This window comes from Pseudomonas sp. E45-MNA-CIBAN-0222 (assembly GCF_040310405.1).
In the GTDB taxonomy this organism is placed as follows: Bacteria; Pseudomonadota; Gammaproteobacteria; order Pseudomonadales; family Pseudomonadaceae; genus Stutzerimonas; species Stutzerimonas stutzeri_AC.
Genome location: NZ_JBEOPU010000165.1, coordinates 1 through 256 on the forward strand (window position 1 = coordinate 1; position 256 = coordinate 256).

Below are 256 nucleotides of genomic sequence, written 5' to 3' on the forward strand. Positions count from 1 at the left end.
CGTCCTCGCGCACCAGCGCCGGCTTGGGTCGCGCGGTGGCCCCCGCCTCGACCAGCCCCAGATCCACCGCCAGGGTGTGGGCCGCACGCATGACTATCTCTTTGACCACCATAACGTTCAGGGTGGCGCCGGTACCGGCGTCGACCGTGACCGCGCTCTTGTCGCTGGAACGACCGACTACCACGCGCGGGTCGACGTGGATGCCGCGGTAGTTGGCGTTGAAGTCGTGAACCTTCTGCTCGGGAATACCGATGAG

The 256-nt window shown here is 66.8% G+C and carries 1 pseudogene; it reads right to left on the minus strand.

Going from position 1 to position 256, the window contains the following annotated elements:
- A pseudogene (locus tag AAEZ08_RS23185) lies at positions 1-256 on the minus strand (regulatory protein NosR); the annotation flags it as partial.